The 24,900-nt window shown below is 63.6% G+C and carries 27 protein-coding genes; 16 read left to right on the top strand and 11 right to left on the bottom strand.

The genetic code is table 11. The features are described from left to right. Nucleotides 1-75 precede the first annotated feature (75 nt). The 4 genes from KTQ42_RS21960 to KTQ42_RS21945 form a co-directional block, all read right to left on the bottom strand. A complete protein-coding gene (locus tag KTQ42_RS21960; protein ID WP_217347751.1) occupies nt 76-672 on the bottom strand; it encodes a UbiX family flavin prenyltransferase in 597 nt (198 codons plus the stop codon). A 48-nt stretch (nt 673-720) separates the two neighbouring features. Continuing rightward, entirely contained in the window at nt 721-1,146 is a 426-nt protein-coding gene (locus tag KTQ42_RS21955) for a universal stress protein (protein ID WP_217347750.1), read from the bottom strand. An 84-nt stretch (nt 1,147-1,230) separates the two neighbouring features. Next, nucleotides 1,231-1,971: a TerC family protein gene (locus KTQ42_RS21950; RefSeq protein WP_217347749.1), complete on the bottom strand. Its 741-nt coding sequence runs from the start codon at nt 1,969-1,971 to the stop codon at nt 1,231-1,233. A gap of 219 nt (nt 1,972-2,190) precedes the next feature. Next, on the bottom strand, nt 2,191-2,715 hold the full coding sequence (locus tag KTQ42_RS21945; RefSeq protein WP_217347748.1) for an Lrp/AsnC family transcriptional regulator: 525 nt from the start codon (nt 2,713-2,715) through the stop codon (nt 2,191-2,193). Between the two features lie 178 nt (nt 2,716-2,893). On the opposite strand from KTQ42_RS21945, the gene hppD reads away from it, so the two are divergent. Next, the gene (gene hppD, locus KTQ42_RS21940; RefSeq protein WP_217347747.1) at nt 2,894-3,970 is read left to right on the top strand and encodes a 4-hydroxyphenylpyruvate dioxygenase; all 1,077 of its coding nucleotides are present in this window, start codon (nt 2,894-2,896) and stop codon (nt 3,968-3,970) included. Nucleotides 3,971-4,109: 139 nt separating this feature from the next. Here hppD and KTQ42_RS21935 read toward each other — a convergent pair whose 3' ends face one another. Next, nucleotides 4,110-4,331: a hypothetical protein gene (locus KTQ42_RS21935; RefSeq protein ID WP_217347746.1), complete on the bottom strand. Its 222-nt coding sequence runs from the start codon at nt 4,329-4,331 to the stop codon at nt 4,110-4,112. 9 nt (nt 4,332-4,340) lie between these two features. Between KTQ42_RS21935 and KTQ42_RS21930 the strand changes: the two genes are divergently transcribed. Genes KTQ42_RS21930 through KTQ42_RS21920 form a run of 3 tightly spaced genes read left to right on the top strand, consistent with a single transcriptional unit; the run spans nt 4,341 to nt 6,301 of the window. Continuing rightward, entirely contained in the window at nt 4,341-4,673 is a 333-nt protein-coding gene (locus KTQ42_RS21930) for a 4a-hydroxytetrahydrobiopterin dehydratase (RefSeq protein WP_217347745.1), read from the top strand. Between the two features lie 12 nt (nt 4,674-4,685). Then, nucleotides 4,686-5,555, top strand: a complete 870-nt coding sequence (phhA, locus tag KTQ42_RS21925) for a phenylalanine 4-monooxygenase (protein WP_217347744.1) — start codon at nt 4,686-4,688, stop codon at nt 5,553-5,555. A 41-nt stretch (nt 5,556-5,596) separates the two neighbouring features. Beyond that, complete coding sequence (locus KTQ42_RS21920; RefSeq protein ID WP_217347743.1) at nt 5,597-6,301, top strand: SDR family NAD(P)-dependent oxidoreductase; 705 nt, start codon at nt 5,597-5,599, stop codon at nt 6,299-6,301. A gap of 53 nt (nt 6,302-6,354) precedes the next feature. On the opposite strand, the gene KTQ42_RS21915 is transcribed toward KTQ42_RS21920, so the two are convergent. Next, complete coding sequence (locus KTQ42_RS21915; RefSeq protein ID WP_249223058.1) at nt 6,355-7,161, bottom strand: substrate-binding domain-containing protein; 807 nt, start codon at nt 7,159-7,161, stop codon at nt 6,355-6,357. A gap of 43 nt (nt 7,162-7,204) precedes the next feature. Next, nucleotides 7,205-8,128 carry a tripartite tricarboxylate transporter substrate binding protein gene (locus KTQ42_RS21910; protein ID WP_249223057.1) on the bottom strand — a complete coding sequence of 308 codons (924 nt, stop codon included), beginning with the start codon at nt 8,126-8,128 and terminating at the stop codon, nt 7,205-7,207. Nucleotides 8,129-8,377: 249 nt separating this feature from the next. Here KTQ42_RS21910 and KTQ42_RS21905 point away from each other — a divergent pair, with 249 nt between their 5' ends. Together KTQ42_RS21905 and KTQ42_RS21900 are read left to right on the top strand one after the other, a co-directional pair. Beyond that, entirely contained in the window at nt 8,378-9,286 is a 909-nt protein-coding gene (locus KTQ42_RS21905) for a LysR family transcriptional regulator (protein ID WP_217347741.1), read from the top strand. Between the two features lie 331 nt (nt 9,287-9,617). Further along, nucleotides 9,618-9,827, top strand: coding sequence for a hypothetical protein (locus KTQ42_RS21900; RefSeq protein WP_217347740.1), 210 nt, complete (start codon nt 9,618-9,620; stop codon nt 9,825-9,827). 109 nt (nt 9,828-9,936) lie between these two features. Here the strand turns inward: KTQ42_RS21900 and KTQ42_RS21895 are convergent, their stop codons facing one another. Then, the gene (locus tag KTQ42_RS21895; RefSeq protein ID WP_217347739.1) at nt 9,937-10,404 is read right to left on the bottom strand and encodes an Lrp/AsnC family transcriptional regulator; all 468 of its coding nucleotides are present in this window, start codon (nt 10,402-10,404) and stop codon (nt 9,937-9,939) included. 255 nt (nt 10,405-10,659) lie between these two features. Between KTQ42_RS21895 and KTQ42_RS21890 the strand changes: the two genes are divergently transcribed. Beyond that, nucleotides 10,660-11,637 carry a tripartite tricarboxylate transporter substrate binding protein gene (locus KTQ42_RS21890; protein WP_249223056.1) on the top strand — a complete coding sequence of 326 codons (978 nt, stop codon included), beginning with the start codon at nt 10,660-10,662 and terminating at the stop codon, nt 11,635-11,637. Nucleotides 11,638-11,746: 109 nt separating this feature from the next. Continuing rightward, on the top strand, nt 11,747-13,381 hold the full coding sequence (locus tag KTQ42_RS21885) for a methyl-accepting chemotaxis protein (protein WP_217347738.1): 1,635 nt from the start codon (nt 11,747-11,749) through the stop codon (nt 13,379-13,381). Between the two features lie 49 nt (nt 13,382-13,430). On the opposite strand, the gene KTQ42_RS21880 is transcribed toward KTQ42_RS21885, so the two are convergent. From KTQ42_RS21880 to KTQ42_RS21870, 3 genes are read right to left on the bottom strand one after another with little or no spacing between them, the layout of a single operon-like run. After that, a complete protein-coding gene (locus KTQ42_RS21880; RefSeq protein ID WP_217347737.1) occupies nt 13,431-13,955 on the bottom strand; it encodes a gamma carbonic anhydrase family protein in 525 nt (174 codons plus the stop codon). Nucleotides 13,956-13,959: 4 nt separating this feature from the next. Next, a complete protein-coding gene (locus KTQ42_RS21875; protein WP_217347736.1) occupies nt 13,960-15,132 on the bottom strand; it encodes a CaiB/BaiF CoA-transferase family protein in 1,173 nt (390 codons plus the stop codon). Nucleotides 15,133-15,143: 11 nt separating this feature from the next. Continuing rightward, the gene (locus tag KTQ42_RS21870) at nt 15,144-16,088 is read right to left on the bottom strand and encodes a hydroxymethylglutaryl-CoA lyase (RefSeq protein ID WP_217347735.1); all 945 of its coding nucleotides are present in this window, start codon (nt 16,086-16,088) and stop codon (nt 15,144-15,146) included. Nucleotides 16,089-16,243: 155 nt separating this feature from the next. Between KTQ42_RS21870 and KTQ42_RS21865 the strand changes: the two genes are divergently transcribed. The 8 genes from KTQ42_RS21865 to KTQ42_RS21830 all read left to right on the top strand — a co-directional run bounded on the left by KTQ42_RS21865 (nt 16,244) and on the right by KTQ42_RS21830 (nt 24,851). Beyond that, complete coding sequence (locus KTQ42_RS21865) at nt 16,244-17,146, top strand: LysR family transcriptional regulator (protein ID WP_217347734.1); 903 nt, start codon at nt 16,244-16,246, stop codon at nt 17,144-17,146. A 149-nt stretch (nt 17,147-17,295) separates the two neighbouring features. Beyond that, a complete protein-coding gene (locus tag KTQ42_RS21860; protein ID WP_249223055.1) occupies nt 17,296-17,748 on the top strand; it encodes a type IV pilin protein in 453 nt (150 codons plus the stop codon). A gap of 8 nt (nt 17,749-17,756) precedes the next feature. Next, on the top strand, nt 17,757-18,251 hold the full coding sequence (locus KTQ42_RS21855; RefSeq protein WP_217347733.1) for a GspH/FimT family pseudopilin: 495 nt from the start codon (nt 17,757-17,759) through the stop codon (nt 18,249-18,251). Further along, entirely contained in the window at nt 18,248-18,829 is a 582-nt protein-coding gene (pilV, locus tag KTQ42_RS21850; RefSeq protein ID WP_217347732.1) for a type IV pilus modification protein PilV, read from the top strand. Before KTQ42_RS21855 ends, pilV begins: the two co-directional genes overlap by 4 nt. A 12-nt stretch (nt 18,830-18,841) precedes the next feature. Then, entirely contained in the window at nt 18,842-19,915 is a 1,074-nt protein-coding gene (locus tag KTQ42_RS21845) for a PilW family protein (protein WP_217347731.1), read from the top strand. After that, complete coding sequence (locus tag KTQ42_RS21840) at nt 19,912-20,391, top strand: PilX N-terminal domain-containing pilus assembly protein (protein WP_249223054.1); 480 nt, start codon at nt 19,912-19,914, stop codon at nt 20,389-20,391. The genes KTQ42_RS21845 and KTQ42_RS21840 overlap by 4 nt, the downstream gene beginning before the upstream one ends. Before the next feature lie 72 nt (nt 20,392-20,463). Further along, entirely contained in the window at nt 20,464-23,577 is a 3,114-nt protein-coding gene (locus KTQ42_RS21835; RefSeq protein WP_217347730.1) for a PilC/PilY family type IV pilus protein, read from the top strand. Between the two features lie 107 nt (nt 23,578-23,684). Continuing rightward, nucleotides 23,685-24,851 carry an HPP family protein gene (locus KTQ42_RS21830; protein WP_217347729.1) on the top strand — a complete coding sequence of 389 codons (1,167 nt, stop codon included), beginning with the start codon at nt 23,685-23,687 and terminating at the stop codon, nt 24,849-24,851. Nucleotides 24,852-24,900 lie beyond the last annotated feature (49 nt).

The following is a 24,900-nucleotide window of genomic DNA, read 5'->3' as shown; positions in this document are numbered from 1 at the left end:
GCCTCCGCGGGAAAATAAAAAACCCGCCTCCTTACCGGAGGCGGGTTTTTTCTTGGGCGTTATTCCTGAACGAGGTCAGGCAAGAGTGTCGTTGCCCGGATTCCAGCGCCGGACCGCGCCCGACGCGATGCCGAACAGATCGAGCACCCGTCCCACGCTATGGTCGACCATCTCGTCAATGGAAGCCGGCTTTGCATAGAAGGCCGGCACCGGCGGGCTGACGATGGCGCCGGCTTCGGTGACTGCCACCATGCTGCGCAGGTGGCCGAGATGCAGCGGCGTTTCCCTCAGCATCAGCACCAGGCGCCGCCGTTCCTTGAGGGTCACATCTGCTGCACGGGACAGCAGGCTGCCGGTGATGCCGCTGGCAATTTCCGACAAGGTCTTGATCGAGCATGGCGCGATGACCATGCCGCTCACGCGGAATGAACCGCTCGCGATTGATGCGCCGATGTCGGCATTGGAATAGGTGACATCGGCCAGGGCCTTGACCTCGGCAACGCTCATGTCTGTTTCGTGGGTGAGGGTGAGCTGGGCGGACTTGCTCATGACCAGATGGGTTTCTACGCCCAAGGCACGCAGCATCTGCAGCATGCGCACGCCATAGATAACGCCGGAAGCGCCGCTGATGCCTACGATAAGACGGGCGCGTTCGGGCGGGCTGGCTTGCATGGGAATCTCCGGTGATGCGACCGGGAAACCGGCCGCTGCGCCGGGATTTTACTTCACCAGGACAACTGGCACTTCCGACAGGTGAATGATCTTGCTCGCCACCGAGCCAACCAGCAGGCTGCCGATATTGCCGAGGCCGCGATTGCCAATCATGATTTCATCGCATCCCTGCTCGCGGGCAAAACGCGAAATGACTCCTGCCGGCTCGCCCACAAACAGATGCTCGCTATGGGCAATGCCAGCGCCATCCAGCAAGGCCTGCGCGGGCGCCAGGGTTTTCACGCCTTCATCATGGTGGTACTGCTTGACCTGGGCGCCGTTGATGAAGGTAGCGACGGTGCCATGCAGCGGATATTGCACATTGACCAGTGACACCTGGTACTGGTCCTTGGTGGCGGAGGCGCGCTTGATCAGGTAGGAAACGGCGCGCAGGGCATTTTCCGATCCGTCGATGGCCAACAGTATTTTCAGCATTGATCTTCTCCGCAGTAATGAGTCGTCATAAGCAAGGAAAGGCGTGCTGTCGCACGCCTGTCCTGTTTTTACATCTGCATTGTCTTACTTGTTGCCAGAACTTGCGGAAGGCTTGTCATGCGAAGCAGCCAGGTCTTCCATTGCCGGGGCACGAGCCTGGGCCCGCGCCGCCAGCATCTTGCCGACAACGACCACCAGTATCGCACCCACTACCGGTCCTATCCAAGTGGCGGTCGGCATATTGGCGGCAACCCAGTCCTTGGTGGCGACGTCGGTAACAACCATGCCGCCGGCAATCCACCCCAGCAGGGCGCCGCCCAGCACGATGACGATCGGGAAGCGGTCCATCAGCTTGATCACCAGCTGGCTGCCCAGCATGATGATCGGGATGCTCAGCAGCAGACCGAAGATGATCAGGAATTTGCTGTCGCCGGCGGCGCCCGCAATGGCGATCACGTTGTCCAGGCTCATCACCGCGTCGGCCACGATGATGGTCTTGATGGCTGCGGCAAGCGTGGTGCCGGCTTCGATGTTATGGCCTTCCTCCTGCTCGGGCAGCAGCAGCTTGATGCCGATCCACAGCAGCAGTGCCGCACCAACCAGCTTTAGATAAGGCACGGCAAGCAGGGTGACTGCAAACAGAATCAGGACCACGCGCAGGCCGATAGCCCCGGCCATGCCCCAGATGATGCCCAGCTTGCGCTGGCGTTCGGGAAGACGGCGGCATGCCAGTCCGATGACCACGGCGTTGTCGCCGCCGAGAACGATATCGATGGCGACGATCTGCAGTACCGCCATCCAGAATGCGGGATTGGTGAAGTCCATGTTGTTTACCTGACTGTTAAGAGTTGGTGGAGGAATAGTGCGGTGCCGGGCACACCGTTGCGCCGAGGCGTTTTTCTGCATAGCCGGGAGCCAATGGGGCCGACTATAGCACCAGACAACATCAGTTTTTTCGAGAGGTTTCTGCGGAAAAAGCGTAGTTTTCCCAGAATAACCGCGGATTCCCTCTGCTTGCATAACAGAAAGTTAAGGCTGGCCTGACTATGCCTGGCTTAAATAAACCAGCTTCGGGCTGGCCTGTTCCGGCTGCTTGATATGGTCCAGCGGCAGCACATGCGTCTGCTTGATCTTTTTGAGTGCGATATTGGATTTCACGTTCGCCACGCCTGGCAGGCGCAGCAGGCGTTTCATCATGAAGCTGGAAAAGGAGGCCAGGTCGGGTGCCAGCACCCGCAACACATAGTCTGCCTCGCCGGTAACGGAAAGGCACTCCAGGACCTCGGGCATGTCTGCCACGGCGCTTTCGAACGCCTCGCTGCGCGCTTCCCCATGCCGCTCCAGCGTAACCGAGGTGAAGGCGATCACGCCCAGGCCAAGGATTTCCGGGTTGAGGATCGCCGCAAACTGGCTGATCACGCCAGACTCCTCAAGGCGCTGGACGCGGCGGCTGACCTGCGATGTCGACAGATGAACCCTTTCGCCCAGCGCGCTATTGGTTGCCTTGCCATCGCGCTGCAGGCTGGCCAGCAGCTCGACGTCGAAGCGGTCTACGGTAATTGTCGTCAAGATTTCTCCCAGATATGAAGTTTGACGCGAAATTTGTGCATGAAAATCGAAATATAGCAGCAAAATCGCGCAAATAATGCGCGAGATACCCACTACACTTTAAGGATTGCATCGTCGCAGCCGGGCATGGACAGTCAGTTCATGCCTAACAGTACAACTTCTTTTCCAGGAAACCGCCATGTCCGATCTCTTTGACAATCCCATGGGCCTCATGGGCTTCGAATTCGTCGAGTTCGCCTCGCCTACGCCGAATGTGCTGGAGCCGGTGTTCGAGATGATGGGTTTCACCAAGGTCGCCAAGCATCGCTCCAAGGATGTGGTGCTGTACCGGCAGGGCCAGATCAATTTCATCATCAACAACGAGCCCAACAGCATTGCTTCCTATTTCGCCGCGGAACACGGCCCATCGGCATGCGGCATGGCCTTCCGCGTGAAGGATGCGCACAAGGCTTACAAGGCAGCGCTGGCGCTCGGCGCCCAGCCGGTCGACATCCCGACTGGACCGATGGAATTGCGGCTGCCCGCGGTCAAGGGCATCGGCGGCGCGCCGCTTTACTTGATCGACCGTTTCGAGGAAGGCAAGTCGATCTATGACATCGACTTCGAATTCCTGGAAGGCGTAGATCGACATCCGCGCGGCCATGGCCTGAAGCTGATCGATCACCTGACCCATAACGTCTACCGCGGCCGCATGTCGTACTGGGCCGGCTTCTACGAGAAGCTGTTCAACTTCCGCGAGATCCGCTACTTCGATATCTCCGGCGAATATACCGGCCTGACTTCCAAGGCCATGACGGCGCCTGACGGCAAGATCCGCATTCCGCTGAACGAGGAATCGAAGCAGGGCGGCGGACAGATCGAGGAATTCCTAATGCAGTTCAATGGCGAAGGCATACAGCATATCGCGCTGATCACCGACGACCTGGTGTCGACGCTGGACGAGCTGAAAATGGCCGGCGTGCCGTTGAATACTGCGCCGCCGTCGACTTATTACGAGATGCTGGAGAGCCGTCTGCCGGGCCATGGTGAATCGGTGCCGGAACTGCAGACCCGCGGCATCCTGCTCGACGGCAGCACCACGGGCGGCGAGAAACGCCTCCTTCTGCAGATCTTTTCGCAGCCGGTGCTTGGCCCGGTGTTCTTCGAGTTTATCCAGCGCAAGGGCGACGAGGGATTCGGCGAAGGCAACTTCAAGGCCCTGTTCGAATCCTTGGAACGCGACCAGATCCGGCGCGGCGTGCTGGAAGTGCAGTAAGCCGGGCTTTCCAGCCTGAACGCGCCTGCGGGCGCGTTTTTTTTCGCCTGCCGCCGTTGCACAGCGCATGCTGGGCTGACATGGGACGATACCGGCATGCCATCCGCCCGCATCCTGTTGGGATGCTCTTTTCGGCATGTCAGCGAAGGTTGGAAAAATCTTCCTGTTTATGCTGGCTGGAGGAATAGGTGGTACTTTGCGGCCCGGTTTTCGGAGAAAGCAGGAATAATTTTCCCGCATGCCTGGCATATGATTTTGCTTGCTGCCCGGCCTGCAACGCCGGGCCCGAAAAAGGATCATCATGAATGATCGCAATGCAAGCGCGCGACGCTAATACGGGCGCCGCCGTTTTGCCCGACAAGGAGGCACCATGGACAAACTCGATTCGACCCGCGCCGCGACCCTGCTGGCCACACTGCCTGACTGGGCACATGACAGCCAGCGCGACGCCATCAACCGCACCTTTCACTTTCAGGATTTCCCTCAGGCCTTTGCCTTCATGACGCAACTGGCCATCATGGCAGAAAAGCGCAACCATCACCCGGAGTGGTCCAATGTCTACAACCGGGTGAGCATTACCTACACCACCCATGACGCCAACGGCCTGACGCAGAACGACATCGACCTTGCAGGCTATGCCGATGCCGTTTATGCCCGCTTCGCCGCGCAGCCGGCCGCAGGCGTTTCAGAGCAGCCTGCCTGAGGAGACACGACCATGGAAACGATGGACCAAGCCGTTCAAGCAAAGCCGGAGCGCGCCGACTGGGTGATAGACCAGGGCTGGGAAAACTATACCGCGCAGGAACATGCGGTGTGGAAGACGCTGTTTGAGCGGCAGACCGCATTGCTGCCCGAGCGGGCCTGTGACGAGTTCGTCGCCGGCATGCGCGCCCTGCCGATCGGCCCGGAGCAAATTCCGGATTTCCGCGCATTGAGCGAGGTGCTGATGCGGCATACCGGCTGGCAGGTAGTGGCAGTGCCCGGCCTGGTGCCGGATGAAGTTTTCTTCGAGCATTTGGCCAACCGGCGCTTTCCGGCCGGCCAGTTCATACGCCGGGCCGACCAGCTCGATTATCTGGAGGAACCGGACGTCTTCCATGATGTATTCGGCCATGTGCCGATGCTGATGAACCCGGTCATTGCCGACTATATCCAGGCCTATGGCGAGGGCGGTCTGAAGGCAAGGCAGCTGGGCGTGCTGGACCAGCTGGCGCGGGTCTACTGGTACACCGTCGAGTTCGGCCTGGTGCAGCAGGGTGATGGCCTGCGCATCTACGGCGCGGGCATTGCGTCTTCCCATGCCGAGTCGCTGTTTGCGGTGGATGATGCTTCGCCCAACCGCATCGGCTTCGATCTCGAACGGGTGATGCGCACCCGCTACCGCATCGACGATTTCCAGGAAACCTATTTCGTCATTCCCAGCTTCGATGCGTTGCTGGACCTGGCGAAAATCGATTTCACGCCGCTGTACAAGGCCGTGCGCGGCCAGCCCGAGCTGGAGCCGGGCACCGTGCTGCCCAGCGACCGCGTGCTCGCCCGCGGCACCGGCGCCTACCATCGCGCCAGGCGTGCGGCCGGTGCGTGATGGCTGCGGCAGGCATCCCCATCATCTATCGAGGAGACCACATGGACCACAGTAATCAGACCGTGCTGGTAACAGGCGCGGGAGGCAATCTCGGCCGCGCGCTGGCGCAACTGTTTGCGCAGCGCGGCGCCCGGCTGGTATTGCTTGAACGTGACGGCGCGCATCTGCGCCGGGTATATGGCAGTGACAATGAGCGCCAGCTGCTGCTGCAGGCAGATCTGCTGGTGCAGGGCGCGGTGGATGCCGCGGTCAGCGCGGCCCAGGCACGGTTTGGCGGCATCGACGTGCTGTGCAATGTCGCCGGCGGCTTTCGCATGGGCCCGCCGGTGCACGAGACGCCGGATGAAGACTGGGACTTCCTGTTCGCGCTGAACACGAAAAGCGTGGTGCATGCCGTACGCGCGGTGGTGCCGGGCATGATTGCATCCGGCGGCGGCAGGATCGTCAGTGTCGCCGCCAATTCCGCGCTGAAGGGCGTGGCCGGCATGGCGGCCTACTGCGCGTCCAAGGATGCGGTGATCCGCATCACCGAAGCCATGGCGGCCGAGCTGAAGGACAAGGGGGTCAATGTGAACTGCGTGCTGCCCGGCGTAATCGATACGCCGGAAAACCGCGCCGCCATGCCTGATGCGGATCCCGGCCGCTGGGTTAGTCCCGATGCGCTGGCCGAGGTGATCGCCTTTCTGGCATCGGACGGCGCGCGCGCCATCAACGGCGCCGCGATCCCGGTAGTGGGGCGGGGATAAAGCCGCAGCCTGAGTCTGCGGCATAAGCCTTGCACCGGCCAGGGCAGAGCAAGCTACTTGCCCGTTGCAGCCGGTTCCAGGCCGCTGTCGCGTATGGTTGCATGCGCCTCGCCGGAAGCCAGAAAGCGTATCAGTTCCTGCGCGCCTTTCTCGTTCTGCGCACCCTTGACGATGCCGGCCGAGAACACCGTCACCTTCTGAGCCTCCGCCGGGATCGGGCCCACGATGGTGATGCCCTTAATGGGCTTTAATTCGCTGAGCTGCTGGAAGCCGATCTCGGCATCGCCGCGTGCCACCACCTTGCCGACCGGCTCGGCGGGGATCATGCGGCTCTTGTCCTTGACCTGTTCCTCCACGCCCAGCTTCCTGTACATCTGCGTGGAGATGTAGACGCCGCTGGCGCTATCCGATACCGCGATGGATTTCGCATTCAGCACTGCCCTGACCAGATCATCCCTGGTCTGCAGCGGCGGCACTGGCGCGCCTTCCCTGACCGCCATCGCAATGACGGAACGGACCAGGTCGGTGCGGGAGGCGGGCAGCACCCGGTTCTGCTCGATCAGCTGGCCCAGGGCCGAGTCGGCAAGGATGACCACATCTGCCGCCTCGCCGCGCGCCAGCCGGTTGGGAATGGCCTGCGGTGTCGCGCCCATTGAAGGCCCGTGTACGGTGACGACCTTGTAGCCATGGCCGGCTTCAAACTGCGGCACCAGCGCGTCATAGGCGGCGCTGAAGCCACCCGAAATCATGACCTTCACTTCCTGCGTAGCCTGGGCATGGGCCGGCGCCGTCGCCAGCATGGACGCGAGAAAGGAAAATGCCACTGCCTGGCGCACCCCCTTGAGCATCGTTCGAATCATTTGCTTGTCTCCTGTTATCGTTGGTATCGACCGGCGCGCTGCCTTATTGCGCTTCGATCTTGGCGGTCTTGATTACATTGGCCCAGGTCGCGGTCTCCTGCTGGATCAGCCTGGCAAAATCTTCCGGGCTGCCGCCACCGACTTCAGCGCCAGTATCCTCGATGCTTTTCTTGATCTCCGGCGAGGCCAGGATGGCATTGACCTCCTTGTTGAGCCGGTTGACGATGGCTGATGGCGTGCCCGCGGGGACGACCAGGCCCTGCCAGTTATAGGACACGAAGTTCTTGACGCCGGCTTCCTGCATGGTCATCACCTCCGGCGCCACTGCCAAACGCTTGGTGCTGCTAACGGCCAGCGCCTTGAGCTTGCCCGAGCGCAGGTTGGGAAGCGCCGAATAACCCATCTCGAACATCAGCGGCACATGGCCTGCCAGCAGGTCGGTGGTGGCTGGCGCGCCGCCCTTATAGGGAACATGGGTGAGCTGGATGCCGGCCAGCATGTTGAGCATCTCGCCCGACAGGTGATGCGCGCCGCCGACGCCGGACGAAGCAAAGCCGAGCTTGCCCGGATTGGCGCGGGCCTTGGCAATCAGGTCGGCCACGCTGGCGATGCCCGAATCGGATTGGGTGGTCAGAAACAGTGGCGCCTTCTCGATCAGTACCACCGGCTGCAGGTTCTTCGCCACGTTGTAGGGCACAGTCTTCATTAGGGTCGGATTGACGGACAGCGGCGCCAGGTTGCCCATGCCTATCGTGTTGCCATCCGGCGCTGCCTTGGCCACGAAGTCAGTGCCGATCACGCCGCCGGCGCCCGGCTTGTTGTCGACGATCACATTAGCGCCGAGCGCCTGTCCGAGCCTGGTAGCCACCTGTCTTGCACGCAGGTCGGCGAAGCCGCCTGCCGCATAAGGCACCACCAGCCGGATCGGCTGCTTGCCCGGCCATTGCTCGGCGTGCGCGGAAGGCATGGCGCCGAGGGCTGAGACGACGGCAAGAGCGCCGGCGCAAAGTGTGAGTCGCTTGCTTGGATTCATGATGAGCCTGGAAAATTTGTCGTGAGCGGTTCTGCTTCCCTGCCACAGTTGCGTCGCGCGAGCGCCGGCGGCTGGATACGTGTCCCAAATAGGAGCTTGCGCCTTGGGCAAGCCAAAAGCAGGCGCATCATGCACAATGCGCATTAATAAGTAAATTGATTAATTTTTATAAATTAATGCACGATGCGCATCGCTCTTCAGATAGATGAAATCATTGCCTTCCTGTGTATCGCCGAGAAGTGCAGCTTCAAGGCGGCCGCCGAGCAACTGTTCGTTTCGCAGCCGGCGCTGAGCCGCCGCATTGAAAGGCTGGAAACCGCCATTGGCACCCAGCTGCTGGAACGGACCACGCGGCGCGTTTCGCTGACAGCTGCAGGCCAGCAGTTTCTGCCGCATGCGCATGCGGCCCTGGAAGCGCTGGAACTGGCGGTGCGCAGCGTGTCCGAAACCACGGTCCAGCGCGGCGCGCTGGTGACGGTGGCTTGCGTGCCCACCGTCGCGTCGCATCTGCTGCCTTCGGTGCTGAGAGCCTTCTCGTCAGTCTATCCGAATGCGCGGGTGAAAATGATCGACGAGGGTGCAGCGCAGGTACTCGACAGCGTGGTGTCGGGCATGGCCGATTTCGGTGTTAGCTTCACCGGCGCGCAGGCGGCCGATATCGAATTTGAAGGCATACGCAGCGAACACTTCCGGCTGGCGATGCCACGCGGCCACCGCCTGGCGGGAAGGGCCGCGGTCAGTTGGGATGACCTCGTTACGGAAAGTTTCATTGCTGTGGCGGGCACCAGTGGCAACCGTGCCCTGATTGACAATGCGCTCGCCAAAGCGTCCAAGCGGCCGGCGATCTTCTACGAGGCCAGCCACATTGCCGGCGCGATGGCCATGGTCAGGGCCGGCTTGGGCGTGGCCGCGGTGCCCGGCCTGGCCTTCGCCGGGAATACCTATCCCGACCTGGTAGGAATTGCGCTGCATGGTCCGCGCATCACCCGGAAGATGGGACTGATCAGGCGCAAGGGCAGCCAGTTGCACCCGACCGCGGTAGCGTTGATGGACATACTGCGCGCAGCCCTGGCACGGCCGGACGCGAAGTAGTTGCCATGCTTAGCTTGTCTTGGCTTTTTTGAAAGCTGCAAGCTGAGCAGCGGCTTGTTGCAAATCATTTGTTCTTGGGCTTATTACAACAGATCTGTTTGCAAGACGCTCTACGTTTGATCCGTATCAAGCCTGCGGCCTACTGTCGAGCAGCCTTTTGCAACTGACAATTCGCAACGGGTCAAACCAGACACCTTTGCCGTGGCGTGACTGCAGGCCTGTCGCGCGGCTTGTTGCATCGTTTGTCATCAAGGAATCAGCGGGTGTCCGCAGGGGTGCGCCCGTTGCTGAGCATGCCTACACCTTTGCATAAACCATCAAGGAGAAAGACATGACCCACAGTGCTGGACACCGAGGCTACAAAGTGGCGGCTGCAGCTGCAAGCAAGGATGATGAACTGTATGGCAGCAGTTACCGCGCTGATATGGAAGATGAAGCCATGCCCAACGGCATGACCAGCAGGAGCCTCAACAAACAGCAGAGTTCCGAAAGCCGTTCGGCCACGCCGGACCGCGGAGCCAGGGGCCGCCAGAACAGATAACGCAGAAGCAGGTAAGGCGGCGCCGGCTGTCGTAACACGGCAGCGTGCCGCCAGCGCCCGTGATGGACCGCATGCTGTTTCCGGTCCGTCACGGGTTACGAAGCACTCTTCAGAATGGCAGCGCCGTATCGCTCTTGACCTCGCGCAGCGTTACGCTGGTGCTGACCTGGGCCACGCCGTCCAGCCGGAACAGCACGTTGTGCAGGAAGTCGTGATAGGCGTCCATGTCGGCCACGACAATCTTCACCAGGTAATCCGAGGTGCCGGTGGTCTCGTAGCAGTCCACCACCTCCGGCCGCATCTTCATCGTTGCCTCGAAATTGGCCACCACGCCTTCCGCATGCCGCGCCAGCGAGATGCTGGCATAGCAGCAGACATCCAGTCCCACCTTGCGGCGGTCGACGATAGCCGCATAGCGCTTGATATAGCCCTGTTCTTCCAGTTCCTTCTGGCGCCGCCAGCAGGGCGTAGTGGACATGCCGAGCTTACCGGCCAGTTCCGCCACCGATATGCGGCAGTTGTCCTGCAGGGCACGCAGGATCTTCCTTGCGCTTGCATCCAGAGAAAAGTTTTCCACGGGTAGAAATGTCGATGGCCATAGGCGATGGCCCGGAACGTACCATCGTTCCGGCCAGCTTGTCTATGGATCAGGAGTTCCGGACCGGAATCGAAGGGCTGCCGAGATATCACTTGCCTGCCTTTGCGGAATGTTGAAAAATCGGCTCCACCGATAAACACCCTTGGCGCGGCATGCTGCGCGCCGCGCCATGCTGCAAGCAACCAGCGCTGCATCTGGCGCGCAGGCGGGGCCATTCCATCACGGAGACATGACATGAGCACTTGCAGTCCAAAGCGGCGGGCCACGGCGGCCGCGCTGGTCCTTTCCCTGGTCTTTCCCGCGTTGCCAGCGATGGCCGACGGCAAGCCGGTCAAGATGATCGTACCTCATGCGCCCGGCTCCAGCGTCGACGCGCTGGCGCGCACCATCGGCAATCCGCTGGCCAGGCTGCTGGGCCAGCCGGTGGTGATCGAAAACCTGCCGGGCGCCGGCGGCGTAACCGGCACCAGCCAGATCGTGCGCGGCGCCAAGGACGGCACAGTGATCGGCATGGTGTCGAACAACCATGTCGTCAACCCCAGCATCTACAAGTCCATGCCTTTCGATACCCTCAAGGACATCAGGCCGATCTCGGTCGTGGGCGGCTCGCCGTTCGTGCTGGTGGCGCATCCCTCGGTGGCTGCGAAGGACGTGAAGGAACTGATCGCGCTGGCCAAGAGGAAGCCAGGCGAACTCAATTACGGCTCGTCGGGTAATGGCACCATCCTGCATCTGGCAGCGGAAGCCTTCAAGAGCGATGCCGGCGGCCTGGATATCAAGCATGTGCCCTATAAGGGTACCGGCCAGCTGACCACCGACCTGCTCGGCGGCCAGGTGCAGTTGGCGGTGCTGGGCGTGACCGGCGTGGCGCAGCACATCAAGGCCGGCAAGCTGCGCGCCATTGGCGTAACCACCAAGGCCCGCTCATCCCTCCTGCCCGATGTGCCGACGCTGGCCGAGCAGGGGCTGCCCAACTACGACATGGAAGGTTGGATCGCGCTGATCGCGCCGGCTGGCGTGCCGCAGCAGGTGGTCGACAAGCTCTATGCCGACGTGCGCAGCGCTTTGCAGACGAAGGAAGTGCAGGAAGCCATGGCGCAGCAGGGCATGACGCCACGCGGCACCACGCCCGAAGCCACGGCGCAGTTGTTCCAGCACGAGCTGGCGCGTTACGCGAAGATCGTCAAGGAATCGGGTGCGACGCTGGAATAAGCCGAGAAAGGCGGGAGTCAGATTGCCGCTCCTTGATATTTCTTAAAAGTAATATCGCCGTCACATTTCCTTTCTACCATGGCGCCAACATAATTAAAACGTTGGTGCCATGCCTCGCATACTCCCCAAGACCATCGGCGCGCGCCTGCTCGCCTGTTTTGCCTTCCTGCTGCTGCTGATGGCCTGTATGACCATCGTCGCCCTGGCGCAATTGCGCGCCACGCACCAGACTGCGCGCCTGCTAGTAGACGACCGGCTGGTGCGTCAGCAACTGGCATCGGACTGGCTCAACGCGGTCGACCTCGGCGGCGCCTATGCGGTATCGATTGCCAGGAGCGACAGCATGGAACTGGCACAGCACTTCGAAGCGCTGCTGTCGCGCAGCGAGGCGCTGGCGCAGGCGCTGGACGGGCGCATGCGCGCCCGGGCACTGGATGCGCGCGAAGCGGCGCTGGTGGCGGACGTCGCCAAACGGCGTAGCGCTTACCTGCAAAGCCGGGCGGAAGTCTTCCGGTACAAGGAAGGCGGCCGCATTCCGGATGCGGAGCGGTTGTTTGCCGACAGCATGACGCCGCGCTTCGAGCATTACCGGCAGGGCATCGCCGCGCTGCTGGCCTACCAAGCCGAGGCCGCTGGCGCGATGTCGACGTCGGCTTCCCGCGCCTACGATGCCAGCATCGTGATGCTGGGCGGCCTGGGCGCGCTATCGCTGGCGCTGGGTGTACTGCTGGCCTGGCGCCTGTCGCATGGGCTGGTGCCGCCGCTGCGACAGGCGCGCGACATCGCGCTGCGGGTGTCGCAGGGCGACCTGCGCGCGTGCGACATGACGATGCCTGGTGCCGACGAGGTTGGCCAGCTGCTGGGCGCGCAACAGACGATGCATGCTAGCCTAGCGCGCATAGTGCAACAGGTGCGTGGCGGGGCCGAAGCGATCGCGGCGGCGTCGCGCCGGATTGCCGAGGGCAATGCCGACCTGGCCGGGCATACCGAGTCGCAGGCCGCGTCGCTGCAGCAGACCGCGACATCGATGGCGCAGCTGGCGCAGACGGTGCGGCAGAATGCCGACGGCGCGGCCGAAGCCGGTGTCCTGGCCAACGACGCGGCGCTGTTGGCCAGCCGCGGCGCCGACCTGATGCGACAGGCGGTCGACAGCATGGAGCGGGTTGGCCAGTCGTCGCGCAACATCGCGGACATCGTCAACTTGATCGATGCGATTGCGTTCCAGACCAACCTCCTGGCGCTGAATGCGGCGGTGGAGGCGGCCCGGGCCGGCGAGCAGGGCAGGGGCTTTGCGGTGGTGGCCACCGAGGTGCGTGGCCTAGCGCAGCGCTCGGCGGCGGCGGCGCGCCAGATCAAGGGACTCATCGGCGCGTCAGCCCGGCAAGTGGAAGAGGGCGGCGCGCTGGTGCGCCAGGCTGGCGCCGGCATGCGGGAGATTGCGACGGACGTGGAACAGCTAAGCGGCATCATGGCGCGCATCAGCGCGGCCAGCCGCGAGCAGAGCGCCGGCGTCGGCCAGGCCACTACGGCAATCAGCCAGATTGACCAGTCCACCCAGCGCAATGCGGCGCGAGTGGAACAGGCGGCCGCGGCGGCCAGCGAGCTGCGCGCCCAGGCGGCAGAGCTGGCGAGAACGGTGGCTACCTTTACGCTGGACGAGGGAGATGCCTGGAGCGAACAGAATGGCCAGCACCCGGCAACGGTGCCTGGCCTGGCTTGGTCACACGCTGCCAGGGGCGACTGATGACGCTTCACGAACCTGCGGGAATCTGCGCCCTGGAAGGCGCAGGCGCCTAGCCGATGCGCTTCAACGCTTTGCGGTAGTAGGCGCCTTTCTCCGCATAGTCGGCTGCGTTGCGGCGCAGGTCGGTGATCGCTTCGGGGCTGAGCTCGCGCACGACCTTGGCTGGCGCGCCGATGATTAGGCTGTTGTCGGGAAAGACCTTGCCCTCGGTGACCAGCGCGCCGGCGCCGACCAGGCAGTTGCGGCCGATGACGGCGCCGTTCAGGATCACCGCCTGTATGCCCACCAGGGTGCCTTCATGCACGGTGCAGCCATGCAGCATGGCCTGGTGTCCCACCGATACTTGCTCATGTAGGGTCAGGGGAAAGCCCGGATCGGCATGCAGCACCGCGCCTTCCTGGATATTGCTGCCGGCGCCTATTGTGATGGGCTCATTGTCGCCGCGCAGCGTTGCGCCCGGCCACACGCTGGCGCCTGCGGCGAGGCGCACGTCGCCAATCAACGTGGCTTCCTGTGCCACGAAGGCGTTATTGTCGATCTGCGGCGCGCGCTCGCCTATGCTGTATATCGCCATGTGCTTATTTCCCTTCGCCCAGACTGCCGCGGCCGACGGTGGCCAGGACTTCCGCGGTGTGTTCCCCTATCCTGGGCAAGGCCTGACGCACGCCGGGACGACGGCCGCCCATCAACAGCGGCAGCAGCACGACGTCGGTGCTGCCGCCTTCATCGGTCTGCATCGGCGCCAGGCCGCCGCTGGCCTTCAGGTGCGGGTCATCCAACAGCTGGTCAGGACGCACGATGGGTGCATAGGGCAGGCCGGCTGCTTCCAGTTTGGAAGACAAGGCGTCGATGCGATGATTGGCGAGGATTTCGCCGAGCTGCGCCAGGAGTTGCGGCCGCACCGCTACCCGCTGCGCATTGGTAGCATATGCCGGCACGTCGAGCAGATCACTGCGCTCCAGCAGCTGGCACAGGGTGCGGAACTGCTTGTCGCTGACGGCGCCGATGAATAGCTGGTCGCCGCCGGTCAGGGTAAACACATCGTAGACGCTCCAGGCCGAGACCCGCGACGGCATCGGCGGTGGCGCTTCGCCCGTCATCGAGTACTGCTGCATGTGCTGCGAGACGAGGAAGACGCAGTTCTCGAACAGTGCGCTCTGGATTTCCTGGCCGCGGCCTGTGCGGTCGCGCTCGCGCAGCGCCGCCAGCACGCCGATGGCGCCGAACATGCCGCCCATGATGTCGTTGACCGAGGTACCGGCGCGCAGCGGACGGCCTTCCGGACCGGTCATGTAGGACAGGCCGCCCATCATCTGCACCACTTCATCCAGTGCCAGGCGCTTTTCATACGGGCCGGGCAGGAAGCCCTTGTGCGACACATAGATCAGGTGCGGATACTTCGCCGACAGCGTCGCGTAGTCCAGTCCCAGCGAGGCCATCATGCCGGGCCGGAAGTTTTCCAGCATCACGTCGCAGCCGCCGATCAACTCGACCGCGGCGGCCAGGCCGTCAGGCTGGTTCAGGTCCAGCACCACGCTCTTCTTGTTGCGGTTGAAGCTGCGGAAAAAGCCAATGCCCAGGCCGGGCAGCTTGCGGGTCTTGTCGCCTTCCGGCGGCTCGATCTTGATCACTTCGGCACCGAGATCAGCCAGGATCATGCCGCAGGTCGGGCCCATCACCATGTGGGTGAATTCGATCACGCGCAGGCCGGCCAGAGGCAGGGCGGCGCCGGCGTCGTTGGATTCGTTCATTGCTTGCTTCCTTATGCCGCGCGTGCGGCGTGATGGTTGGTAAATGTCTGCGGCAGGCCGGCGCGCCACAAGGTGCCGTGCAGGGACTGGCCTTCCAGCCAGCCGGCCACGTCTGCGCGCAGCGCTAGCAGCGCAAGCAGGTCAATGCCGGTGTCGAGGCCCATGCTGGCCAGCATGTAGGCCACGTCTTCGGTGGCGGCGTTGCCGGATGCGCCTGGCGCATGTGGACAGCCGCCGATGCCAGCCAGCGAGGCGTCGAAGCGGTTCAGGCCGGCTTCCAGCGCGGCATACACATTGGCCAGCGCCATGCCGCGGGTGTCGTGGAAATGACCGCACCAGAGTCGATCCTCGGCAATCGCCAGCGCCCGGCCGAACAGCTCGCGCACTATGCGCGGATCGGCATAGCCCACGGTGTCGGCTAGGCTGACGCGGTCAGCGCCGGCGTCCAGCAGCGCCTGCATCAGGCGCAGCACTTCCTCGGCCTTGACCTCGCCCTGCAGGGTGCAGCCGAAGGCGGTACCAATGCCGCCCTCGATGATGGTTTTGGCGCCGGCCGCGTCGCGCGCGGCGCGGATCTTCGCTACTTCGGCCACGACTTCGTCCGGCGTCTTGCGCAGGTTGGCTAGGCTGTGGGCATGGCTGGCCGACAGCGGCACGATCATCAGGTCGGCGCCGCCTTCAATGGCGCGCTCGGCGCCCTTGAAATTGGGCACCAGCACCGAGGCCGACAGGCCGGGCAGGCTGCGGGCATAGGCCAGCAGTTCGGCGGTGTCGGCCAGCTGCGGCAGCAGCCGCGCTGGCACGAAGGAACCGACCTCGATTTCCCGCACGCCGGCTTCGTATTCGCGGCGTATCCATTCGATCTTGCGTTCGGTGGGCACGACGACGGCAATGCTTTGCAGGCCGTCACGCAGGCCGACTTCGCGCACCGTGACGCGCTGGGGTAACTGGCTCATGGAGTGTCCTTGTCTGAGCGGGGCCGCATGGCGCAGCCTCCGGATGAATGGATTCTAGAGATTCGCATCCGGATCACAAGTGGTATATTGCCAGCCTTTAGATTCCGGTCTGGAATCTCACATGGAGTCTAGAAGACTGATAGGGGGACACAGCCATGCGCGACATCGACATCAAGACGCTGCGCCTGCTGGTGGCAGTATGCGACCTGCAGAACATCAAGCGCGCCGCTGTACAGGAGCATATCGAGCCGTCGGCCATCAGCAAGCGCATCGCCCAGCTTGAGGCCGCGCTCGGCACGCCGCTGCTGGTGCGCAGCCGCCGCGGTGTGCAGCCCACGCAGGCCGGCGTGGCGCTGCTGGAACATGCGCGCACGGTGCTCTTCACGATCGAACGCATGGAAAGCGACATCGCCGCCTTCAGCGGCGGCGTGCGCGGCCATGTGCGACTCGTGGCTAGCGCCTCGGCGATTGCGGAAGCGCTGCTGGACGATGTCGCCGCCTTCATGCGCGAGGAATCCAATCGCAACGTGAAGGTGGATATCGAGGAGGCGCTGTCGCGCGATATCGTGCTGGCGGTGCGCGACGGCCGGGCCGCGCTTGGCGTGCTGTGGGACACCGCCGACTTCGAAGGGCTGCAGCGGCGCGCCTACCGCCGCGACCAGCTGGCCTTGGCAGTGCAGGCCGGCCACCCGCTGGCCGGCCGCGACAGCATCGCCCTGTGCGACACGCTGGAACTGGAGCATGTGGGCCTGCAGGCCAATTCCGCGGTGCACCGGATGCTGCAGCGCGCCGCGGCCCAGGCCGGCGGCAGCCTCGATTACCGCGTGATCGTATCCAATTTTGATGCCGCCTTCCGCGCCGTGGCGGCCGGGCTGGGCGTGAGCGTGATCCCGATGCAGGTCGGCTCGGTCTATACGGCCTTTGCCAATGTGAAGCTGGTGCCGCTGACGGATGACTGGGCCAGCCGGCGCTTCGCGGTGTGCCTGCGCGACCAGGCGCTACTGCAGCCGGCCGCGCGGCGCATGCTGGATTATCTAGCGGCAAGGGCGGAAGACTGACCCGCCTGCAGGCCCGCGTTCACCGCTTTCCGACACTTCCCGCCCCTTTCCCCGACATTTCTCGTTGGAGAGTTCGCAACTATTGCGCGCTTTCCCTTTAACTGGTGTATATTTCCACAAATAAACAATGACGTAGAGAAACATTTATCATGGCCCAGCTCCCTTGCCGCCGACCAGCCCACCGCGCCTACATGTTGCACGCGGGTTTCACGCTCATCGAGCTGCTGATTGCCATGGTGATCGCCGGCATCCTGGCCGCCGTCGCCTATCCGTCCTATATCCAGCACACGGTCAAGGCCCGGCGCGCCGCCGTCGAGAGCTTCATGATGGAACTGGCGAGCCGGCAGGAGCAATACCTGCTCGACGCCCGGCGCTATGCCGACAGCAATACCACGCTCGGCGTGAGCACACCGACCGAAGTGGCTTCCTATTACACGGTGACCGTCAGCGCCGACAATACCCAAACACCGCCGACCCATGTCGTCACCGCCACGCCCAGGGGCAGCCAGCTGAGCCAGGACGGCAAGTGCGGCACCCTGACCTACAACCAGGCCGGCGCCAAAGGCAAGAGCGGCGCCGGCTCGGTGGCCGACTGCTGGTAGGAACGGACATGCGGGCTGCCATCCTCCCCAGCCAGCGCAAGCCCGCGCCGCGCCATGCGCACAGCGGCTTCACGCTGATCGAGCTGATGATCACCATCGTGATTGCCGGCATCCTGGCGGCGGTAGCCCTGCCTTCCTATCGCAGTTTCGTCGCTGGACAGCGCATCAAAACCGCGGCCTTTGATTTCACCGCCGTGCTGTACCACGCGCGCAGCGAGGCCTTAAAGCGCAATGCCGACGTTACCGTCAACGCTGCCACCGGCGGCTGGCAGAACGGCTGGACCATGACCGCTGGCACCACGGTGATCAGCAGCCATGAGGCATTCCCGGGCCTTGCCGTGACCGCGGCGACCGACAGCCTGGTCTATCGCGGCAATGGCCGCCCGAACACCAGCACGGCCTCGTTTTCCCTGAGTGCCAGCGGTGCTGCCGCCACGGCCAGCCGCTGCATCACCGTCAGCCTGGGCGGCCTGCCGGCCAGCCACAGCGGAGCCTGCTCATGAGCGCGCCACGCATTCCACGCCTGGCACGCGGCTTCGGCATGGTTGAAGTGCTGGTGACGATGGTCATCCTGCTGACCGGCCTGCTCGGCCTGGTCAAGCTGATGGCCCACAGCCAGCGCAGCGAGATGGAGTCCTACCAGCGCGGCCAGGCGCTGGTGCTGCTGCAGGATATGGTGGGCCGCATCAATGCCAACCGCACCGCGGCCGGTTGCTATGCCATTACCGACGCGGCCGCCGGCACGCCCTACATCGGCACCGGTTCGGCGACGCTGCCGGCCTGCTCGCTGGGCACGGTGCAGGCCTACACCACCGCCAACAGCGACCTTGCCGCTTGGGACAACCTGCTCAAGGGCGCGGCCGAAACCATTAGCGGCAACCGGGTCGGCGCCATGATCGGCGCGCGCGGCTGCGTCACCTATACCGCTGCCACCGGCGTCTACCTGGTCAGCGTGGCCTGGCAGGGCCTGGCCGACAGCGCCGCGCCCACGGCCAGCCTCAACTGCGGCGCCGGCCTCTATGGCAGCGAAGCCAAGCGGCGCGTGGTCAGCGCGTCGCTGAAGATTGCCAACCTCAATTAAGCGCAACCTGCCATGACCGCCACCTCCGCCCGGACATCTCCTACCCTGGCCCGCCGCCGCCAGGCCGGCCTGTCGCTGGTCGAGTTGATGATTTCCATCGTGATCGGCCTGTTGCTGCTGGCCGGCATCAGCTCACTGATCGCAGCGCAAAGCGGTGCCCGCGGTGAACTGGAGAAGTCGGCCCGGCAGATCGAGAACGGACGCTATGCACTGACCCTGATGCAGGACGAGATCCAGCATGCCGGCTACTTCGGCCAGTATTCTGGTGCCATGGCAGCGCTGTCGGCATTGCCCTCCCTGCCTTGCAACAGCGCCGCCAATGCCGCCATCCTGACACTGCTGGAATCGTCGCTGGCACTGCCGCTGCAGGGCTATAACGCGCCAGCCACGGTGCCTGCCGAGCTGACCAACTGCCTGCCGGCCGCCAACTTCGTGGCTGGCACCGACATCCTGGTGGTGCGCCGCGCCGAAGCGACCAACACGCCGGCGACGGTGACCAACGCGCAGGCCGGGCAACTCTACTTGCAGACCACGCCGGATGCGCTGAAGACCGGCGTCGGCCCCGACCCCACGCCGGCCACGCCCACGGTCTATACCCTGGTCCAGAAGAACAACACCACGCCGGCCGAGCTGCGCCGCTATGTCGCCCGCATCTTCTACATCAGCCCGTGCAATGTCTATGCGGCCGGTGCCACTGCCTGCAGCGCCGCCGCCGACAATGGCCGCCCGGTGCCGACCCTGAAGCGCCTGGACCTCAGCGTGTCGGGCGGCCTGGTGGTGGCCACCGAGACGCCGCTGGTGGATGGCATCCAGAACATGCAGCTGGACTATGGCGTGGCGGCCGCCACCAGCGCGGTGCCGGGCGACACTTATGTGACCGCGCCGGCGGTGGCCGACTGGCCCAATGTGATGGCGGTGCAGATCAACCTGCTGGCCCGTTCCAGCGAAACCAGCGCCGGCAAGGTCGATGCCAAGACCTACAGCATGGGCGCGGCCGGTTCGGTCGGCCCGTTTTCCGATGCCTACAAGCGCCATGTCTACACCGCACTGGCGCGCGTGGTGAACCCGAGCAGCCGGAGGGAATGATGGCGCCGTCAATCCGACCCGACACCGCGCGCCGGCAGCAGGGCGCGACCCTGCTGGTGGGCTTGATCATGCTTTTGGTGCTCACGCTGCTGGTGATATCGGGCATCCGCACCAGCAATGCCAACCTGAAGATCGTTGGCAACGTCCAGGCTAAAGATGAGGCCGCCGCCCAGGCCCAGCAGGCGCTGGAAGACGTGCTCAGCGATGTCAACAATTTCTATACGCCGGTGCCAAGAACCAGGTCAGTCGATGCCGACGGCGACGGCAGCGCCGAGTACACGGTGGTGGTATCGGCACCGGTATGCCTGAAGCTCGTGACGGTGGACGGCTACAGCGTCGATTTCGCCGACTCGGCGCCCAAGGATTCCTACTGGGATATCGCGGTGCAGGTAACTGACACGCGCACCGGCGCCACCGCCACCGCGCACCAGGGCGCCAAGGTGCGGCTCGATTCCACCGCCAATTGTCCGGGGTGAAAGTCCGGATAGGTATGAGCCGAGCTGCCATGGCACCCACATAGAGTCCGCATTGAGCATTCCGGAGCATTCATGAAATCAATAAAGCTAATTCACCTGCTGGCATGTGCCATCCTAGCAACCCTGTCGTTCGCTTGCGCGGCAGACGACACGGAAATCTTCAATGTGCCGACCGGCAACACGGCCCCAGCTTCCAACATCATCTTCATTCTAGATAACACCGCCAACTGGTCCAAGGCGTCGCAGCACTGGTCGGGTTCATCCACCCAAGGCGAGGCGGAACTGCTGGCGATCAAAAATTTCGTCGCCGGCCTGACCAAGCCAACCAATGTGTCGCTGATGATGTTCGATACAAAGACCCGGGATGGCGGCTACGTGCGCTTTGGCATGCGCGACATGAGCGTAGCCGCCAACAACCAGGCCCTGCAGCGCATTGTCGGTGCGATCGATGTCAATTCTCCGGACGAGAAGATCAATCAATCATCCGGTAACTATGCCAATACGCTGTATGAGGCGTGGCTATACATCACGGGGCAGCAAAGCTGGGCCGGCATGGCCGACAATGCCGACTACGCCGGCAACAGCAACAGTCTGACTGCTTCGGCCAAGGGCCTGGGAAGCGGGTTTGCATACCAGGGTTCGGCGAACCGCTCGCGCTACAACAGTCCAATACTCGACGGCAGCTGCGGCAAGACCTACATCATCTTCATCGGCAACAACCGCCAGGGCCAGCTGCCGCCAGTGCCGGCCGCAACCGACCCGGCCGCAACCACGCTTACCACCTATCGCTACAACTCGTTGCCGGACGTGCAGTCGGCTTGGGCTCGCTTCCTGCACCTGCGGCCCGACCTCGCGCCCGGCAGCACCGCCGCCGCGGCAGGCTCCGTGACCACGTTCACCATCGATGCCTGGAACGCGCAGCAGAACACCGATTTCACGAGCATGATGAAGAACATGGCCAGGAACGGGGGCGGAGAGTATTACCAAGCCGGTAGCGACAGCGCGCTTGCCCTGGCCCTGCAAAACATCCTCTACCGCATCGAGGCGGTGAACTCGGTCTTCGCTTCGGCCTCGCTGCCCGTGTCGGTCAGCGTTCGCGGCACTTACCTGAACCAGGTGTACCTCGGCCTGTTCCGCCCAGACGCGACAGCCGCGCCGAACTGGGTGGGCAACATGAAGCAATACCAGCTGGGCGTGGATAATGCTACCACGCCGCCCAGCCTATTCCTCGCTGACAGCCTGGGCAACCCGGCTGAAAATCCGGCGAACGGTTTCGTGCTGCCGACCGCGGTCAGCTTCTGGAGCAAGCCATCCACCTTCTGGGATCCAAGCTACTACGTTGATTCACAGGAAGCCGGCGGCGCCTCCGATTCGCCGGACGGGCAGCTCGTGGAAAAGGGCGGTGCCGCGCAATATATCCGCACCACCTTCCCATCCAGCCTGGACGCGCGCAAGGTCTACACCTGCACCGGCAGCTGCGCCAGCGGCACACAACTGTCGGTGACGCCCTTTGCCACCGGCAACGCCGGCATTACCACATCGCTGCTGGGCGCCGGCAGCTCGGCCGAGCGCGACGCCATCATTAATTGGGTGCGCGGCGCTAACACCATGTCGGACGACAATCCCGTAGTGCCGGTCAGCACGGCGGCAGTCAGGGGCTTTGCCCATGGCGACGTGCTGCACTCGCGGCCAGCGGTCGTCAACTACGGCAGAACGGCGAACGACATCGTGGTGTTCTACGGCGCCAATGACGGCATGCTGCATGCGGTCAAGGGTGGGCAGGATGTGGCCACCGGCTCCGGCAACGAGTTGTGGACCTTCATTCCACCCGAGCATTTCAGCAAGTTCAAGCGCATGCGCGACCATCTGCCGGTTATCACGAATAGCAATGCCAAGCCGTATTTCGTTGACGGATCGACCACGGTCTATACCGAATCTACCGCCAGCGACGGCATCATCGATTACACTCGCGGCGACAAGGCTTACCTGTTCATCACCATGCGGCGCGGCGGCCGCCTGATCTACGCGCTTGACATCAGCAACCCAAACGATCCGCGCTTCATGTGGAAGCGCAGCCAGGCCAGCGGCGGCTATGCCGAGCTGGGCGAAAGCTGGTCTGACCTGAAGGTGGCGAAGCTGCGCTACCAGGCCAATCCGGTCCTCATCTTTGGCCTGGGTTACGATTCCGCCGCCAATGACCCGACCATTCAGGGGACTGCTACCATGGGCCGAGGCGTGATGGTGGCTGACGCCGTTACCGGCAACCCGATCTGGCAAGCCGGCCCCGCACCTTCCGGGGCGCTGTACAACAGCACCGTGGCCGGAATGAACTACGCCATCCCGGCCAACGTGGTGACACTGGACTCGAACGGCGATCGCTACGTCGACCGCATCTATGCCGCTGATAGCGGCGCCAACTTGTGGCGCATCAATGTCGACGATTCCTCTCCAGCCAACTGGACCGTCACTAAGCTGGCCGCCCTCGGCGGCAGCGGCGTCAACGCCCGCAAGTTCCTCTATGCCCCGGACGTGATCCTGGCATCCTCCGCCAATCCCTTCGACACTCTGCTGCTCGGCTCAGGTGACCGCGAGCATCCCTTCGAGACTAACGTCCAGAACCGCTATTACATGATCAAGGACGACCACGCGCTCAACGCGGTTCGCGCTACGTCCATTGTCGAAGGCGCGGTGGACAGCGCGACCGGCGTTGCAGGCCAGCTCTACGACGCCAGCGCCGACTTGGTGCAGGTGGGCAATGCTGCCCAGCAGGCAGCGGCCAAGGCGGCGCTGCAGACGGCGAGCGGCTGGTACATCCGGCTCGCCGCCGGCGAGAAAGTCGTCAGCGGCTCAACCACGCTGTCAGGTTCGGTCATCTTCGGCACCAACACGCCAGCTGCCACGGTGGCCAACAGCTGCACGGCCAATCTTGGCGAGGCCCGGCTCTACATGCTGAGCTACCTCGACGGTTCTTCCACCTTCGACATCAACCAGAGTGGCACCATGACCCTGGTGGACCGTTACCAGGTGCGCGCCGGCGGCGGCTATCCGCCGACGCCGATCCCGATCTCGGTAAGGATCAACGGCAAGAGCTACCAGGCAGCCATTAGCGGCACCAAGGTGATCACGCCGCCATCGCCAGGTTTGAACCGGCGCTACCGCACCTACTGGCACCGCGCGATCGACTGAGCCGTATCACTGACCCGAATCAACCCGCGCCCGGCCGGCTAACTGAAAGTCAAGGCCGGGCATGATGTAATGGCGCGCCCAGTCACGGGTCTCGTCCGCTCATGCCCATGTTCAGCCGCCTTCTTTCCTATCTGGCCCACTTCCTGCCCGCGCCCAATGCCGGCAACCGTTTCGAGCAGATGCGTGCCGCGCTCGGCGCGCTGTTTGGCCTGGTGCTGACGGCTATCGTCAGTTATGGCCTGCTGGGCAAAAGCGGCGCGGCCTTCATGATCGCGCCAATGGGCGCTTCGGCGGTGCTCCTGTTCTGCTTGCCGGCCAGTCCGCTGGCCCAGCCCTGGTCCGTCATCGGCGGCAACCTGATATCGGCGCTGATCGGCGTCACCTGCGTGAAGCTGGTGGACGACATCGCGCTGGCCGCAGCCATTGCCGGCTGCCTGGCGATCTCGGCGATGTTCATCATGCGCTGCCTGCATCCTCCGGCCGGCGCCGTGGCGCTGACTGCCGTGCTCGGCGGTCCAGCCATCCATGCGATGGGTTACCAGTTTGCACTGACGCCAGTGGCGCTGAACTCGGCGCTGATGCTGGCCACCGCGCTGTTCTACAACAATGCCACCGGCAGGCGCTACCCGCACCGCCAGACCGCGGCGCCGGCGCATCCGCACAAGACTGCCGACATCGCGCCGACCCAGCGCCTGGGCTTCACCGCCGAAGACCTCGACACGGTGCTGCGCAACTATAACCAGGTGCTGGACGTGAGCCGCGACGACCTCGAAGCGCTGTTCGTGCAAACCGAGATGCAGGCCTACAGCCGTCGCTTCGGCATCATCCGCTGCGCCGACATCATGTCGCGCGACGGCATCACGGTGGAGTTCGGCACGCCACTGGCCGATGCCTGGCACCTGATGCAGGAGCACCGGGTGCATGCGCTGCCTGTGCTGGACCGGGCACGGCGGGTGATCGGCATCGTCACCCATTCCGACTTCTTGCGCCACAGCGACCCAGTCGACTTCCACCACCTGCGCGACAGCCTGCGCAGCCTGCTGCGTCCGGTGCCGATGCTGCATTCGGAAAAGCCGGAAGTGGCGGGGCAAATCATGACACGGCCGGTGAAGACCGCGCCGGCCGACCTGCCCATCGTCGACTTGGTACCGCTGATGGCCGACCTCGGCTTGCATCACATGCCAGTGGTGGATGAGGATGACCGCTTCGTCGGCATCGTCACCCAGTCAGACCTGGTGGCCGCGCTGTACGAAAGCCGGCTTGCGGGGCGTTAGGTGTTAGGGGCTTTGTCGGCATAGTCGTCAGCACCACCGTCTTTGCATA

The sequence above is a fragment of the Noviherbaspirillum sp. L7-7A genome (assembly GCF_019052805.1).
Lineage (GTDB): Bacteria > Pseudomonadota > Gammaproteobacteria > Burkholderiales > Burkholderiaceae_D > Noviherbaspirillum_A.
This window is presented reverse-complemented; position numbering and strand designations above follow the sequence as displayed.

Bases quoted from the DNA above. Each gene is read 5' to 3' on its own strand.
- KTQ42_RS21960 (WP_217347751.1), bottom strand. From the start codon at position 672: ATGCAAGCCAGCCCGCCCGAACGCGCCCGTCTTATCGTAGGCATCAGC.
- KTQ42_RS21955 (WP_217347750.1), bottom strand. From the start codon at position 1,146: ATGCTGAAAATACTGTTGGCCATCGACGGATCGGAAAATGCCCTGCGC.
- KTQ42_RS21950 (WP_217347749.1), bottom strand. From the start codon at position 1,971: ATGGACTTCACCAATCCCGCATTCTGGATGGCGGTACTGCAGATCGTC.
- hppD (WP_217347747.1), top strand. From the start codon at position 2,894: ATGTCCGATCTCTTTGACAATCCCATGGGCCTCATGGGCTTCGAATTC.
- KTQ42_RS21930 (WP_217347745.1), top strand. From the start codon at position 4,341: ATGGACAAACTCGATTCGACCCGCGCCGCGACCCTGCTGGCCACACTG.
- phhA (WP_217347744.1), top strand. From the start codon at position 4,686: ATGGAAACGATGGACCAAGCCGTTCAAGCAAAGCCGGAGCGCGCCGAC.
- KTQ42_RS21920 (WP_217347743.1), top strand. From the start codon at position 5,597: ATGGACCACAGTAATCAGACCGTGCTGGTAACAGGCGCGGGAGGCAAT.
- KTQ42_RS21915 (WP_249223058.1), bottom strand. From the start codon at position 7,161: ATGATTCGAACGATGCTCAAGGGGGTGCGCCAGGCAGTGGCATTTTCC.
- KTQ42_RS21910 (WP_249223057.1), bottom strand. From the start codon at position 8,128: ATGCCTTCCGCGCACGCCGAGCAATGGCCGGGCAAGCAGCCGATCCGG.
- KTQ42_RS21905 (WP_217347741.1), top strand. From the start codon at position 8,378: ATGCGCATCGCTCTTCAGATAGATGAAATCATTGCCTTCCTGTGTATC.
- KTQ42_RS21900 (WP_217347740.1), top strand. From the start codon at position 9,618: ATGACCCACAGTGCTGGACACCGAGGCTACAAAGTGGCGGCTGCAGCT.
- KTQ42_RS21890 (WP_249223056.1), top strand. From the start codon at position 10,660: ATGAGCACTTGCAGTCCAAAGCGGCGGGCCACGGCGGCCGCGCTGGTC.
- KTQ42_RS21885 (WP_217347738.1), top strand. From the start codon at position 11,747: ATGCCTCGCATACTCCCCAAGACCATCGGCGCGCGCCTGCTCGCCTGT.
- KTQ42_RS21880 (WP_217347737.1), bottom strand. From the start codon at position 13,955: ATGGCGATATACAGCATAGGCGAGCGCGCGCCGCAGATCGACAATAAC.
- KTQ42_RS21875 (WP_217347736.1), bottom strand. From the start codon at position 15,132: ATGAACGAATCCAACGACGCCGGCGCCGCCCTGCCTCTGGCCGGCCTG.
- KTQ42_RS21870 (WP_217347735.1), bottom strand. From the start codon at position 16,088: ATGAGCCAGTTACCCCAGCGCGTCACGGTGCGCGAAGTCGGCCTGCGT.
- KTQ42_RS21865 (WP_217347734.1), top strand. From the start codon at position 16,244: ATGCGCGACATCGACATCAAGACGCTGCGCCTGCTGGTGGCAGTATGC.
- KTQ42_RS21860 (WP_249223055.1), top strand. From the start codon at position 17,296: ATGGCCCAGCTCCCTTGCCGCCGACCAGCCCACCGCGCCTACATGTTG.
- KTQ42_RS21855 (WP_217347733.1), top strand. From the start codon at position 17,757: ATGCGGGCTGCCATCCTCCCCAGCCAGCGCAAGCCCGCGCCGCGCCAT.
- pilV (WP_217347732.1), top strand. From the start codon at position 18,248: ATGAGCGCGCCACGCATTCCACGCCTGGCACGCGGCTTCGGCATGGTT.
- KTQ42_RS21845 (WP_217347731.1), top strand. From the start codon at position 18,842: ATGACCGCCACCTCCGCCCGGACATCTCCTACCCTGGCCCGCCGCCGC.
- KTQ42_RS21840 (WP_249223054.1), top strand. From the start codon at position 19,912: ATGATGGCGCCGTCAATCCGACCCGACACCGCGCGCCGGCAGCAGGGC.
- KTQ42_RS21835 (WP_217347730.1), top strand. From the start codon at position 20,464: ATGAAATCAATAAAGCTAATTCACCTGCTGGCATGTGCCATCCTAGCA.
- KTQ42_RS21830 (WP_217347729.1), top strand. From the start codon at position 23,685: ATGTTCAGCCGCCTTCTTTCCTATCTGGCCCACTTCCTGCCCGCGCCC.